Origin of the sequence: Peptostreptococcus russellii (assembly GCF_003012055.1) — a bacterium.
Lineage (GTDB): Bacteria > Bacillota > Clostridia > Peptostreptococcales > Peptostreptococcaceae > Peptostreptococcus > Peptostreptococcus russellii.
This window is the reverse complement of sequence record NZ_JYGE01000002.1, coordinates 91,429-106,468: the sequence shown is the minus strand read 5'-3', so window position 1 is coordinate 106,468 and position 15,040 is coordinate 91,429. Positions and strand designations below refer to the sequence as shown.

At 31.9% G+C, this 15,040-nt stretch carries 12 protein-coding genes; 2 read left to right on the top strand and 10 right to left on the bottom strand.

Annotated elements, in window-relative coordinates; genetic code table 11:
• Positions 1-358: 358 nt before the first annotated feature.
• The 5 genes from rlmD to UF10_RS01380 all read right to left on the bottom strand — a co-directional run bounded on the left by rlmD (position 359) and on the right by UF10_RS01380 (position 5,915).
• Entirely contained in the window at positions 359-1,723 is a 1,365-nt protein-coding gene (gene rlmD, locus UF10_RS01400; RefSeq protein WP_106776065.1) for a 23S rRNA (uracil(1939)-C(5))-methyltransferase RlmD, read from the bottom strand.
• A gap of 74 nt (positions 1,724-1,797) precedes the next feature.
• Positions 1,798-2,580 carry a pseudouridine synthase gene (locus UF10_RS01395; protein ID WP_106776064.1) on the bottom strand — a complete coding sequence of 261 codons (783 nt, stop codon included), beginning with the start codon at positions 2,578-2,580 and terminating at the stop codon, positions 1,798-1,800.
• A 94-nt stretch (positions 2,581-2,674) separates the two neighbouring features.
• Positions 2,675-3,550 carry an Hsp33 family molecular chaperone HslO gene (hslO, locus tag UF10_RS01390; protein ID WP_106776063.1) on the bottom strand — a complete coding sequence of 292 codons (876 nt, stop codon included), beginning with the start codon at positions 3,548-3,550 and terminating at the stop codon, positions 2,675-2,677.
• A gap of 118 nt (positions 3,551-3,668) precedes the next feature.
• Positions 3,669-4,436, bottom strand: a complete 768-nt coding sequence (locus UF10_RS01385; RefSeq protein WP_106776062.1) for a class I SAM-dependent DNA methyltransferase — start codon at positions 4,434-4,436, stop codon at positions 3,669-3,671.
• 285 nt (positions 4,437-4,721) lie between these two features.
• On the bottom strand, positions 4,722-5,915 hold the full coding sequence (locus UF10_RS01380; protein WP_106776061.1) for an L-serine ammonia-lyase, iron-sulfur-dependent, subunit alpha: 1,194 nt from the start codon (positions 5,913-5,915) through the stop codon (positions 4,722-4,724).
• Between the two features lie 567 nt (positions 5,916-6,482).
• Here UF10_RS01380 and dapA point away from each other — a divergent pair.
• Positions 6,483-7,367 carry a 4-hydroxy-tetrahydrodipicolinate synthase gene (gene dapA, locus UF10_RS01375; protein ID WP_106776060.1) on the top strand — a complete coding sequence of 295 codons (885 nt, stop codon included), beginning with the start codon at positions 6,483-6,485 and terminating at the stop codon, positions 7,365-7,367.
• 57 nt (positions 7,368-7,424) lie between these two features.
• Here dapA and UF10_RS01370 read toward each other — a convergent pair whose 3' ends face one another.
• From UF10_RS01370 to UF10_RS01355, 4 genes are all read right to left on the bottom strand, one after another.
• Positions 7,425-7,646, bottom strand: a complete 222-nt coding sequence (locus UF10_RS01370) for a hypothetical protein (RefSeq protein WP_106776059.1) — start codon at positions 7,644-7,646, stop codon at positions 7,425-7,427.
• Between the two features lie 124 nt (positions 7,647-7,770).
• Entirely contained in the window at positions 7,771-9,045 is a 1,275-nt protein-coding gene (locus UF10_RS01365; protein ID WP_146130753.1) for a cell wall-binding repeat-containing protein, read from the bottom strand.
• A gap of 293 nt (positions 9,046-9,338) precedes the next feature.
• A complete protein-coding gene (locus tag UF10_RS01360; RefSeq protein ID WP_106776057.1) occupies positions 9,339-11,873 on the bottom strand; it encodes a CoA-disulfide reductase in 2,535 nt (844 codons plus the stop codon).
• Between the two features lie 300 nt (positions 11,874-12,173).
• Entirely contained in the window at positions 12,174-12,503 is a 330-nt protein-coding gene (locus UF10_RS01355; protein ID WP_330403882.1) for an ArsR/SmtB family transcription factor, read from the bottom strand.
• A gap of 377 nt (positions 12,504-12,880) precedes the next feature.
• On the opposite strand from UF10_RS01355, the gene hpt reads away from it, so the two are divergent.
• The gene (gene hpt / locus UF10_RS01350) at positions 12,881-13,426 is read left to right on the top strand and encodes a hypoxanthine phosphoribosyltransferase (RefSeq protein ID WP_106776056.1); all 546 of its coding nucleotides are present in this window, start codon (positions 12,881-12,883) and stop codon (positions 13,424-13,426) included.
• Between the two features lie 182 nt (positions 13,427-13,608).
• Here hpt and UF10_RS01345 read toward each other — a convergent pair whose 3' ends face one another.
• Positions 13,609-14,916, bottom strand: a complete 1,308-nt coding sequence (locus UF10_RS01345) for an L-cysteine desulfidase family protein (protein WP_106776055.1) — start codon at positions 14,914-14,916, stop codon at positions 13,609-13,611.
• Positions 14,917-15,040 lie beyond the last annotated feature (124 nt).

The following is a 15,040-nucleotide window of genomic DNA, read 5'->3' as shown; positions in this document are numbered from 1 at the left end:
GAAAGAAAAGTTTTTTGCTTCCACCCCTAATATCAATCTAACTCTATCAATCTAACTAATCTCTATATAGTTAGGTTGTCTTTTTAACAAGTCTAGACTTTTCCTTTTTGCCATTCTAGAATTATCAAAACCACCATTCTTGACTTGTCCTTTTAACAAGTCTGAAAGTATAAATACAAAAATCAGCAAGTATTTTAATCCTTGCTGATTTTTAACTGTCCCTATTTTCTTGTATCTCCACTAACTAGGTCAACCACAACTGAAACATTGAAATACTTTTTTAGCACTTTTCTCTTGTTATTTTGGTCATCTTCCTCAAAAACAAAATAGTCATGAAATAGCTTAAATCTCAGGATTTCTACATAATTTCTCTTTGTATCAACGCTATGCACTCCACATGCGGTGTATTCGGGAACATGTCCATCAACTGAACCTTCTCCACCTTATATCCCCTAGTCTGAAATTCAACTAGGTTATCTACCAATGATTTCGGGTTACAGCTGACATATACGATTTCTCCTGCTCCAAATTCAGCTATATCTTTTACGCCATTTCCTAGTACTCCTGCTCTTGGTGGGTCTACTATTATCAGGTCTGCCTTTTCTGGAAGTTCGCTAACGACCTTAGCTACGTCACCTGCTATGAATTGGCAATTGTCTAGATTGTTTAGCTTGGCATTTTGATTGGCTGCTTCTACTGCTTCTTCTACCAATTCTATTCCGTATACTTTTCTTGCACTTTGAGCCATTAGCTGACCTATTGTACCTGTTCCACTGTAAAGGTCAAATACAACTTTGCCATCTCCCTTATCTCCTGCAAAGTCTCTGGCTATTTCATATAGCTTTTCTGCGCCCTTTGTGTTTGTCTGGAAGAATGAGAAAGGAGATACCTTGAATTTAAGTCCTAGAACTTCTTCATTAAAGTAGTCTCTTCCGTATAGCACTCTTAGTTCGTCACATTGAACTGCATCTGCCATTCCGTCATTTATAGTGTGAAGTATGCTTACTATTTCATTTTCCAGTTCTAGAGATCTCAACATATTTGCAAATTCATTCATATCAAAATCCATCTGAGATGAAGTTACTATGTTTACCATTATTTCTCCAGTGTTTTCACCTTTTCTAACTACAAGGTGTCTTAGGTATCCTTCGTGATTGAAGCTTCTGTAATATGGGATTTCTTTTTCATCAAAGAAGTCTCTTGTCTTTTTCATTATTTCTACAAAGTCAGAGTCTACTAATCTACAGTCGTGTACTGTCAGTATATCAATAAATCTTCCAGTTTTATGCATTCCCAAAGATAGAGGTCCGCCCTTGAATTCATCACCAAAAGTATATTCCATCTTATTTCTATACTGAGTAGATGATGGACTTCCCTGTATGCCAAGATATTCAAATCCTGATATTTCAGCTCCATCAAATAATTCCATTACTTGTTTTTCTTTTATTTCCAACTGTTTTTCATATGGAAGAGAAAGTATGCTACATCCTCCACACTCTCTAAAATGTACACAAGTTTCTGCTGTTTCTAGTGGAGATGGCTCTATTAGTTCAAGAAGTCTTACTTCCCCGCTATCACTTCTAGCCTTTTTTACAGCTGCCTTCACTCTCTGCCCTGTGATTCCACCCTTCATCTTGATTCTTTTTTCATCATATATAGAGCGTGATATTCCACCAAACTCCATTTTTCCAACTTCAAATTCTATAATATCTTTTCTCTTCATCAAGTTTCCTCTCAATATTTATATTGTTCTTTTTAGTATTTCTATAATTAATCTTATTTTTTTATTTGAAATATCTATCTTTCTTCCAACATCTTGATTTCGTCATCTGTAAGTTCTCTGTACTCACCTAGCTCCAAGCTTTCATCTAGCTCTAATCCACCCATCTGTACTCTTTTCAGATATAGCACTTCCTTGCCAACGGATTGGAACATTCTCTTGACCTGATGGAACTTTCCTTCACTTATAGTAAGGTATATTTCATAGACATCTTCTCCTGCTAGATTTATGTTTGTTTCTTCACTTTTTTCCTGATTTTCTTCATCTGAGATATCGTCCAAATCAATTTGACCTATAATTTCTAGTGAGGCTGGCTTAGTTGTATATCCTTCACCGATATCTATACCCTTTTCAAATGCCTTGATATCATTTGAGTTTACACTTCCTGCTACTATTGCATAGTACTTTTTAGGGATGTGTTTTTTTGGTGACAAGACTCTATGAGTTAGCTTGCCATCATTTGTTATAATCAACAGTCCTTCAGTATCTTTGTCCAATCTTCCCACAGGTGCTGGCTCAAAGGCATGGTATTTTTCATCTATCAAATCAAGTACAGTTGCATCATTTCTATCAAATGTCGCTGATATGTATCCAGCTGGTTTGTTTAACATCAAATACACAAATTCCCTATAGTTAACTAACTCACCATTAAATAATATCTCATCTTCTTCTGGATCGACATGCTGATCTGCCTTTTTAGCTTCTTTCCCATTTACTATTACAGCACCTTGCTTACATAGTTTTTTTATTTCACTTCTTGTTCCGTATCCTAGATTTCCAAGCAGTTTATCTATTCTCATCAATATACACCTCTTTGATTCTTCCTAAAAATATAGCAAGAAGCAAAATTACTCCTTGCCATACTTTACTATAACTTTATTCGTGTTTTTACTTTTATAATTCTTTGTAAATATCTTCTAATTCTTCTTCGCTAAATTGATACTTTGAGTTACAGAACTGGCAACCTACCTCTGCTCCCTTGTCTTCATCAATAATAGTCTTTAGTTCGTCTTTTCCTATTGCTGAAAATACCTTTGATACCCTATCTTTTGAACAATCACATTCAAATCCTATTTCTGACTTATCAAGTATTCTAGGTTCTAAGCCTGCTAGAACTATCTCTACCATATCTTCTGGAGTAAGTCCTTCTTTTAACATCTCTGTAACAGACTTAATATTTGATAGATTCTTTTCTATAGTAGAAATAGTTTCTTCAGATGCATCTGGCATCATTTGTATAATAAATCCACCAGCCTCTTGAACTTCTTCTGCCTTAGTAAGTACGCCCAATGCTACTGCTGAAGGTGTCTGCTCTGATACAGTAAAGTAGTATGTAAAGTCCTGTGCTATTTCACCACTAACCATTTGATACTCACCATTATAAGGTTCTTTTAATCCTAGATCCTTTATTACCTTAATAGTACCGTCATTTCCAACTGCTCCAGCAACATTTAACTTTCCATTTTCATAGTTTTCTACTTCCACATCTGGATTTGTTACATATCCCTTTGCTATACCACTAGAGTCAGCAGTAGTTATAATAGAACCAATTGGTCCTCCACCTTTTATTATTATAGATAGCTTATCTGATTTATTCTTCATCATAAGTCCCATCATAGAAGTTGCAGTCAATGTTCTTCCTAGTGCTGCTGTTGCTACCTTTGTTGTATTGTGATATCCTCTTGCAGCCTCAACCATATTTCTTGTAGTTGCAAATAATGCTCTTGCCTCTTTATTTCCAGTTGTTACTCTTAAACAATAATCCTTCATTTTTATACCTCTTCTTTCATACTTATATACAGCTAAATATCCAATTTTTATGTATATTTTAAATTTTATTATTAACTCATAGTTTTCTTTAGTTTAACATTCAATCTTATAATTTTTATTACCTTTTTATAGCACTTACAAATATTCTCTCTGAATCTTCTCTTGGCGCATTCATATCAAAATCACCATACATTTTTATGTCTTCAAATCCAACATCCTTTAGCAAGTTCTCCAACTCTTTTTTCTTATGTGCTCTTTGTTGATGATTTTCTTTATATCTTTCAAATAAATTATCTTCTTCACCATCGTCAACATCTAGCTTTACAAAGAAGTCCAAATCCATATCTATCAGTTGACTTTCTTCGTCAAAGTAGTTGGTCCACATATAGGCTAAGTTTTCCCTAGTTTCTCCCATAAAATTATTTCCTAAAATATTTTTAATCTTATAGTAAGAGCTTACGTCAAATAATAAAATACCATCTTTTTTCAATAAACTATATGACTTTTCAAATACCTTCTTAAGGTCTTCCAAGGACGTAATATAATTAAATCCATCGCAAGCACATAGTACACAGTCCAGATCATATAAATCAAAATCTAAATCGACAATATCTTGTTCAAGTAGTACTAGAGGAGTCTTCATTTCCTGTGACTTCATATAGGCAACTTCCAACATCTCTTGTGATATGTCTACCCCTGCTATATCATAGTTTTTATTAGCCAATAATAAAGTTACATTCCCTGTTCCACAGGCAAGCTCGAGTATGTTTTTAACTTTTACGCCATTATCCTCTATTATTTCTTCTATATGTTCTACCCATCTTTCATAGTCCACATCATCCATCAATTCATCATATATATATGCAAAGTTGCCGTATTGTTCCATACTTCCTCCCGATCAAAATCTAATCTATATTCTTCCTAAAGTGTAAATTATACTAATATTTTTCTAAAATGTCCAATATAACTTTATACTTGCTTCTATTTACAATTATACTCAAATAAAAAGCCCTATATAAAATTAATACTCTATTTTCTACTTCTCAAACTTTTTGATTTTTATCTTCAAAATTATCAATACATAAAAGAAGGTATATTAAAAATATACCTTCTTTATTATACATCATATTTTATTTAATATCACTATAATTATTGAGATTAAAAGCCTTCTCTAGCATTCAAACCACTTAGCTAGTCCACCCTTTGAAGTCTCTCTATACTTGTCCATCAAATCTTTACCAGTTTCGCCCATAGTAACAGTTACTTGGTCAAATGATATAGTATGTTCACCTTCAGTATTGTTTGCATACTTAGCCGCTCCAACTGCTCTTTCAGCTGCCATAGCATTTCTTTCTATACAAGGTATTTGAACATATCCATATACAGGGTCACAAGTCATTCCAAGATGATGTTCAAGTCCTATTTCAGCTGCGTATTCTATCTGCTGTAGATTTCCACCAAATAGGTAAGATGTTCCTGCTGCTGCCATTGAACAAGCTGTACCAACTTCTGCCTGACAACCTGCTTCTGCTCCTGATATTGACGCATTTTCTTTTATTAAGTTACCTATTAATCCTGCAACAATCAATCCTTCAATTATCAACTGCTTGCTGTATCCATTGTGTACCATCAATGAGAAAAATACACCTGGAAGCACTCCTGCTGCACCACAAGTAGGAGCTGTAACTATACGTCCACCTGAAGCATTTTCTTCTGATGCTGCTAGTGCAAATGCATAGTTTAGATTAGTATAATCCTTATTTGCTAGGTATCTCTTATAGAAATTTGATGCTCTTCTTTCTAGACGAAGCTTTCCTGGGATTACTTCTCTACTTTCTATACCTCTATCTACAGCATCCTTCATTGCATCTGCTATAGTATCCATATATTCTAGGAAGTCATCATCTTCTCTATCTAAAACATACTCTACAAAGTTTTTATTATTTTCCTTACAATAATCTATTATATCATCAAGCTTTTTATGTTCATAATATACTTTTCCGTCTGGCTGGTTTCTTTTTCCTTCTTCTGATAAAGTACCACCACCTACAGAATAAACAGTCCAAGGATTAGATGTATTTCCATCCTTATCTACAGCTTCCATCATTAATCCATTTGGGTGAAATTCTGGAGTAATATCTGCTCTCCAAACAATTTCTACCTTTTTAGGTGAAAATTCCTTTTCAATTATATAGTCAGTTAAATGACCCTTACCTGTAGCTGCTAAACTTCCATATAAAGTACATTTGTAGCTATCTGCTTCAGGGTACTTTTCCTTATATCTCTTTGCAGCTCTTTGTGGCCCCATAGTATGAGAACTAGAAGGTCCACTACCAATCTTATACAGTTCTTTTAACGAATCCATCTTTTAATTCCTCCATTAAATTTTATATACTTATTTCTTTAATTGCAGTTTTTTAATTTTCATAAAATATATTTTTTAATTATAATCGCAAAAAATATTTGTTATTTATTTTTAAATATATACATACTGCTATACAATAGAAGTATACCACAAAAGATAGTAATTAATCAAAAAAACCTTATTTAACTAAAAATTAAAATAATTCTACCATCTTTATTTTAAATATATCATATATTATTCAATTGCTTTCTTCTATAGCTATTTTTTATTTATATTTTCTTGATTTTATAATTTAAAATCCAAAAATTGCTATCAAAATATTATAATTACAATAGCTTTATAAAAGTATATTGATTTATACTGTTGATAACTAAAATTAAATAAAAGTAATTCTTATGTGTACGAACTCAAAAAATAGGGTATAATAATATATGATAAAGATTAGAATTTTATAGCATTTTGTTATCAAAACTAGATAAAACTTATTTTATATATTAGATGTCTTTGATTAAACTCATTTAATATACTTTTGATATAGGTGCTAAATATATATATAAGGAGAATACTATGATTTTTAAAGGATGTGCAATAAATTTAGTAACACCATTTACAGATACAAATGAAATTGATTTTGAATGTCTAGAAAAATTAGTAAAATCACACTTGGATAATGATATTGGTGCAATAGTACTTGGAAGGGCAACTGGAGAATTCCAAGCTATGAATGATGATGAGATTATCTCTGTAATAGAGTCAGTGGTAAAAATAGTTGATAAAAAGATTCCAGTAATCGTTCAAACTGGTTTTAATGATATGGCTAGATCTGTAGGACTATCTATCAGGGCTAAAATGAGTGGCGCTGATGCTTTGATACTATCATCGCCATATTACAACCATACTAACAAACATGGCCTTCTAAACCATTTTAGAGCTATTGCTATAGCGTCTTCACTACCTTGCTATATAGAAAATGACCCTGAAAGATGTGGTTTTGATATTTCAACTGAAGTCATAGAGTTAATTACTGTTGTTAAAAATATTGTTGGTATAATAGAATCATCAGATGATATCAATAAATTTGCAAAGCTTAAGTACATTTTACCTGATGATATGGAATTAATTTGTGGAAATGATAAAATGGCAATACCAGCACTTTCTCTAGGTGCAAATGGATATATTTCAGTACTTGCTAATATATGCCCAGATGTTTCTGTTGATATATATAAGTTTTTTATAAGTGGAGACCTTCTATCTTCTAGAAAGTTGTTTTTCAACTACCTTTCTCTAATTGAAGCTCTTGATTTAGAACCAAATCCAATTCCAATCAAAACAACTATGAATATGCTAGGCTATGATGTTGGGGAGTTTAGACTTCCACTTAGCACTATGGACCCAGATAAGGCTGCACAGATTGCAACGCTACTTATGGATATGGGAATAATTGATTTATAATTTAATTTATATATAACAAAAAGCGTCGGTGAATTCACCAACGCTTTTTTATTATCACTAATTTAATACTCGACCTAAATTAAATCTTTCATTATATTCTTTATTTAGCTCATCTGCTAGCTCATCGTTTAATGCCAATTCTAGTTCAAAGAATATTTGATCTTCAAATATATCACCGTATTTCTCTACAGCGATTCTTTGCTTGGCTTCAAATATGGATTGACTGTCAATTCTCACATATTTATTTATCTTAAACTTTCTATCTTTTTTAGTATTCATTTTTTCTCTCCTTTTCATAGGATTTTCATGACCTATTTTCAAATCACTATACATAATTATATCTGTAATACCAAAAAAATCAAGCTATTTTTGCTAAATATTCAATTTTTATTTTTTGATCTATTTATCTGCGTATTCCTATCAATTTTTTTATAGCATCTAATAGTCTACTAGTTAATTTATCTATTAAATTATCTTTTATTTCGTTTATTATATCACTTGGAGATCCTATATCTAAATCACCTAAATCCTTGATATCATCTCTTATCTTCTGTATCATATCTTGAATTTCTTCTACTCTGTCTGCAAAGTCTTGTGCACTTGGCCAATTGATATTTCTAAGAGTATCTATTGCATCTTCTACCTTTTCAATGTCATCTATTATACGCTTGCCACGTTCTTCAATATCATCCAAAAGCTTTTGCTGATCACTAGTTAACTCGTCTGTGTCATAATCTTCTCCTGCTGAAGGCTTATCTATACCACCTACACCCTTTTGTATAATTCTAGATGCAGTTTCATTGCTTACTGAGTTTTCTCCACCTATGAAATATACCTTGTCTACCTGTCTTGCTTTTCTTATTACGTCATAGTAAGGATACTTCTGTACTGGCATTACTATTGCACCTTCAGAGATTACTAAGTTTGTAGCTGATAAAGCATCTGCATAATTATCTCCACTTACAACTGCCATTGATTTTGGATCTTTAACCATATTTGATATCTTTACAGCTGTCTCAAATCTTGATGTGCCGTTTATTCTCTCTCCACCATTTTGTACAATTGTTCTTGAACCACCAAATGTATACTCAACAGTAGTTCCTTCTGGTACCGTATAGCTGTGGTCTCCATCTACTAATAGTAGACCATAGTCTTCTTGCTTTAAAAGAGCTGATGCTGAAAGTGCATCTGGAAATGTCTTTCCACTTGCTACTCCAAGCTTAGTATAGCCAGTTCTCTTTATTGTTTTTCTTGATGTTTCATATCTATTTACACCAGCTATTCTTTCTACATCATTAAATGATTCCTTCAATTTATTTTCTAAATTCTGAGGTATAGAGTTTACTCCACCTACCAAGAATATCTTCTTCACATTTCTAGCCTTTAGAGTGTTTATAATATCAGTATTTCCATTTGTCAAGATTGTACTTGCCCCATATTTATTAGATAAATTAACAGAGCTAAGTGCGTCTGCGAAATTTTCTCCACTTGCTATTACTACAGTGTCGCTTTGATTCCTGTTAGATACTAACTTTGATGTTTCATATCTGTTTACACCTGCTATTCTTTCATAGCTTGAGTAAGCAAAAGTTGAAACAGAAAAAGTCTGAGCTACAGTAGCAACTGAAATTATGCTTGCCATAATTAACGATCCTATTTTTTTCTTCTTTTTATTCATAATTTTACCTTCCTCTCCTATATTTATACTTATTATTAATAATATCCACTTTATAGCTGCTTTATCCACAAAGCTATCCAAAACTTAATATACAAAATTAAAATAACTTTTTTATAAAAACATAAAATAAAATTAGTTAGAAAAGTTACTTTTAGATTTCTGCATAATATATAATTATATACAATTTTTATAGCTTAGTCAACAAAGTAAGTAGTATTTTAATCATATCTATTTTGCCTTGTTTTGATAATAAAAAGACCGCAATTAAAAATTAAATCACGGTCTTTTTATCTTTATATAAATAAGTTTAGGTTTGAATCTTCAGTGTCTGATAAATAGCTTGCAACGCCTGCTATTTCAACACCATCTATTAATTCTTCTTCTTTTATTCCCATAATGTCCATACTCATTGCACAAGCAACAAAGTGAACACCCATTTCTTTGGCACGGTTCATCAACAATTCTAGGCTATCTACATTTTTCTTTTCCATAACCTCTTTAATCATCTTTGTTCCCATTCCACCCATATTCATCTTTGAAATTTTTAGTTCATCTATACCTTTTGGCATCATCTTGCCAAACATTTTTTCCATTCCTTCTTTTTTAACGGATACATCAGCTTTTCTAAGTATATTTAATCCCCAGAAAGTGAAAAACATTGTAACATCCTTACCCATAGAAGCTGCTCCAGTAGCTATAATAAAGGATGCTATAGCCTTATCTAAGTCACCGCTAAATACTACCATAGTGGCCCCATCTTTTGAATTACTTTGACCTTGCACAATATTGTTAGCTTCTTTCATCATAGAGCAAGAGCTTTCATTCATAGTTGATTTTTCTATCAAGGCTCTAGTAACACCATCTTCTCTTGTTAGTTCTAGCATTGGATAGTTCATCTTTGAGCACCATGCCGATATATCCTTACCAAATCCAGGATCACTTGCCAAGACTTCTAGCTGTTGTCCTTCACTAGCATCGTTCATAGCTGCAAATACTCTAGCAATAGGCCCTGGGCACTGAAGTCCCCTAGCATCAATTTTTATTATTTCGCTATCTGGCTTTGTATTAGAAGTAGCTTTATTTACGACTTCCGAATTATTATTTACTTTTTTTTTTAGAACTTCAGCATTATCTGTACAAGCTATACCTCTTAAATCTACTTCTTGATTGTACTTTTGATTATCAAGATTTAAATATTTATAAGTAGTGTATCCACCATCTACATTCTTAGATTCTATACCATTTTGAGAAAGTATTCTTCCTGCTAAGTAACCTCTTAAGCCAACTTGACAGCTAACATATATATCCTTATCCTTAGGTATTTCATCTAATCTATCTCTTAACTCATCAAGAGGAATATTTACAGAACCCTCTATATATCCTAGCATACGTTCTTCTTCTTTTATTACATCTATTAGATATCCACCTTTTTCTATCAAACTATCTATTTCACTAGCTTGAACTGAACTATACATACCATCCAAAATATTTGTAGCAACATATCCTGCCATATCGACTGGATCCTTTGCTGAAGAAAATGGAGGTGCATAAGCTAGCTCTAAATCTTGAAGTTCTCTAACTGTCATCTTAGCAGCAATGGCAGTAGCTATAACGTCTATTCTTTTTTCTACACCATTTTGACCGATAGCCTGAGCACCTAATATCTTACCTGAAGGAACTTCAAATATTAATTTAAGGTGAAGAGGCTGTGCTGTTGGATAATACCCAGCATTTGAAAGTGGATGTATATGGATTGCTTCATAGTTATTAATTCCCATAGACTTTAGCTTCTTTTCACTGTGTCCTGTTGAAGATGCTACTAAATCAAACACCTTGGCAACAGAAGTTCCCAGAACTCCCTTATACTTAACATCTATACCATTTATTCTATCTGCTACTATTCTTGCCTGTCTATTTGCTGGAGAAGCAAGTGCTATTGTCGCTTCTTTACCATAGATTAAATCCTGTGTTTCTATAGCATCTCCTACAGCATATATATTTGGCTTAGAAGTTTCAAGCTTATTGTTTACCTTGATATGTCCTCTTGCACCCAACTCTAAACCTGCAGATTTTGCAAGTGAATTTTCAGGTCTAACACCAATTGATAAAATTGTAAGGTCAGTTGAAATTTCTCTACCACTGTTTAATACTATTGTTTTTCCATTATTCTTGAAAGAGTTAACTCCATCTCCGAGTACTAGGTCAACTCCATTATCTATCATATGCTCATGAAGTATTTGTGCCATTTCAAAGTCAAAAGGAGCCATTACCTGATCTAGCATTTCTACTAGATGAACCTTTACTCCTCTTTCTACTAAGTTTTCAGCCATTTCTACACCGATAAATCCTCCACCAATGACTACTGCCTCTTCTGGCTTCTTATTATCTACAAAAGATTTGATACTATCTGTATCTGGTATATTTCTCAAAGTAAAGACATTGTCAGCTTCATCTAAACCAGGTATTGGAGGCTTAATTGGACTTGCACCTGGTGAAAGTATCAACTCATCATAGCTTTCAGTGTATTCTTCATTTGTTTTCAAATTCTTTACTGATATTTCTTTTTTATCTGGATCTATTGACACAACCTCACTGAAGTTTCTTATGTCTAGATTAAATCTATCACTCATTCCTTCTACAGTTTGTACAAGTAAAGCTTCTCTATTTTCTATAACTCCCCCAATATAATAAGGAAGTCCACAGTTTGCAAAAGAGATATATTCTCCTCTTTCAAACATTATTATTTCAGCTGTTTCATCAAGTCTTCTCAAACGAGCTGCTGCAGTTGCTCCACCAGCTACGCCACCAACAATAAGAATTTTCTTCATAGCATATTCCCCTCTCATTTTTACCTATTATTTAAAATAATTTAATTAGAACAAAAAGCCATAGCTTCTGCCTGTATATTTTTCTTTTTTTAAATATCTCAATTCTTGATCAAAGTCAGTCTACATAAACTATTTAAATATACAAAGTCATATCTAACCCTGTTTTTGAATATTCAAATGTTTAGCTTTTATAATTGCAATTGTTTGCCTTTAATTTATTATTCTTTGATCCTTTCAATGAGATACTCTTTTAATCAATACTTAAAACTCATTTTAAAGTATTCTTACTTAGAGGAATTACTAATCCTCTAGATTTTCACATTTTGTGCTTTCTATCATGCACTTAATAAGTCTTTTTGCTTCATCACTTTCAACTGAGTATATTATTTCATTTCCATTTCTTTCTCCAGTTACAAGCCCCTCTGACTTTAATTTTGCCAGATGTTGGGATATTGTAGATTGAGGAACACCTAGACAAGAATAGATATTTGAAACATTACATCCACCATTTTCTATTAATCCTTTTACAATACACAATCTTACTGGATGAGCTATGACCTTTAAAATACGTGCATAACTCTCTAATTTTTCCATACTTATGTAGTTTTCTGAATCTTTATCATTCATCATTTATCAAATCTCTCCTTTTAAAAATTGCTATACTTTATTCTTAGGTTGGTATTTTACTTCTACATATTAACCCATTAAAGTATTTTCTTCAACTAATTAGTACTATTTCTTACAAGAATTTTACCAAGATATTATATTTTTAATAATTTTCAACATATTTTTTAGTTATTTGATATTCTGTATATTTATATATTACGATATAGCAATATATTTGTCAAGTATATTTTATATTTCTATCAATTAAATTATAAATACTGTTTAAATCTTATTTTTTTATTATTTAGCTATATTTTCCGTATATTATATCTAAATTTATGGTATAATAAATAATACTTAAATAAAATTATTAATAATCAGGTGTTTTATTGGAGGAATAAATGAATATAGATGAAAGAAAATGGGAGATTATGTTTAGTGAAAATGATCTAGACAAAAGAATCTCTGAGTTGGGCGAAGAAATAAAAAATGATTTTAAAGGAAAAAACCTTCTTGTGATTGCTCTTTTAAAAGGTAGCTTTATCTTCTGTGCTGATTTAGTTAGAAAAATAGACCTAAATCAATTAAGAGTAAACTTCATGACAACTTCTAGTTATGGTGACTCTTTATCACCTGCAAGTAAGGTAAAGGTTCAATCGGATATCACTCTAAAAGACATTACTTCTTATGATGTATTGATTGTAGATGATATTGCTGATACTGCCAATACTATGGCTTTTGCAATAAATCATATCAAGGCAAAGAATCCTAAAAGTTTAAAAACTTGTGTACTTTTAGATAAGCCAAGCAGAAGACAGGTTGATTTTATCCCTGACTACTGTGGATTTTCAATAGAAGATAAGTTTGTAGTAGGATATGGATTTGATTTTGAAGATAGGTATAGAAATGTTCCTTACATATTTAACGTAACAAATGAATTGCGTTAATATCTCACTATAAATAAAGGGATGCACTGAAAATTTTCAGTGCATCCCTTTTTTATATTATTTATACTCTTATTTATAGACTTTTCAATATATTTTTATGGTTATTAATATATTTATTATACTTACCAACTTACTAATATTTTTATTATTCTAAACAGAATAATATTTAATTATATTTTTTATTAGTTTGCCTTATTCATATCATTCATTACATCCAGTATAATTGTATCAGTAATAGTCATTCCTCTATCACTTACTTTTCCTAGATTTCTAATAGTTGTATCTACATCTTCTGCAACTATACCATTTACTGTTTTTGCATAATTTCCATTTTTTGCAAGTAAGGCATTTCTAACTGCTGATGCTGCTGCTGATGAAAGTTTAATAGCACATCCAGACTTAGCTCCATCACATATCATACCACTAAGGTCTGCCACTGCATTTCTAACGGCTCCACTTATATGATCTATATCTTCATCCATCAACCAAGCTATACCTGCTGTTGCTCCTGTTGCAGCTGCTACACCACATCCACACATAGCAGACAATCTACCTGTAAAGTTCTTTATATAAGCAGTAGTAATATGAGATAGTGCTAGTGCTTTACAAAGTCTTTCATCACTTTGAGGGAACTTTTCTGCATAAGCTACTATAGGTAATATTGCTGTTAAACCATGATTTCCGCTTCCATTTGAGCTCATCACAGGCATATCAAGACCTGCCATTCTAGCATCTGATGCTCCTGCTGTTAGCATCATTGCAGAATTTATTATATCATTTCCAATAATACCCTCTTCCATATTTTCTTTGATACCGTATCCAACTCCTATACCTAACTTATGATCTAAACCTTCTTTTGCCATATTTAGATTCATATCTACTCCATCTTTTAAAAATTTTATATCTTCATAATTTAAAGACTCAACATTTTTTATAATTTCTTCTAAAGTTGCATCGTCCATCAAAGTTTTTTTCTCTTCTTTATCTTCAACTGCAGTATTTGGCTTGTTTTCTTTGTTTAAAATAACTACTCCATCTTTTTCTAACAATACAAAGTTATCATGCTTTTCCATAATTTTAACTTTGGCAATAGAGCTTTCACCCTTAAACTCAACTTCTATAAATACTTTTTCAGTTGTGTCTGCTGGAGTAATTGACAATTTGCCAGTATCCATCAACTCTTCTGCATCTTTGATTTCTTCCTTGCTAGTACCTTCTAAAACACTTAAACCATTTTCCGACTTTCCTGCAACAATACCTATAGCTGCTGCTATTTTTAACCCTAGTCTATCTGTTCCTGGTATTCCAACACACATACCGTTTTTATATATACTTGGACTTACCAACATTTTATTTTCTACTATTTTTTCTCCCAATAATTCCTTACACTTCGCACAGGCTAATGCTAGAGCTACAGGTTCAGTACAACCAACTGCTGGCTTCACCTCATTTTTTAACATTTCTATAAATTCTTTATTTAAGTTTCTCATCATAATCCTCCGTTTCAAAATAATAAAATATCTTTTATACTTATTATAATAGCAATTACAATGCCAACTTTATAAACTTAAAATTATATTGACTTTATAAGTTTATAGACCCTATTATAAATAC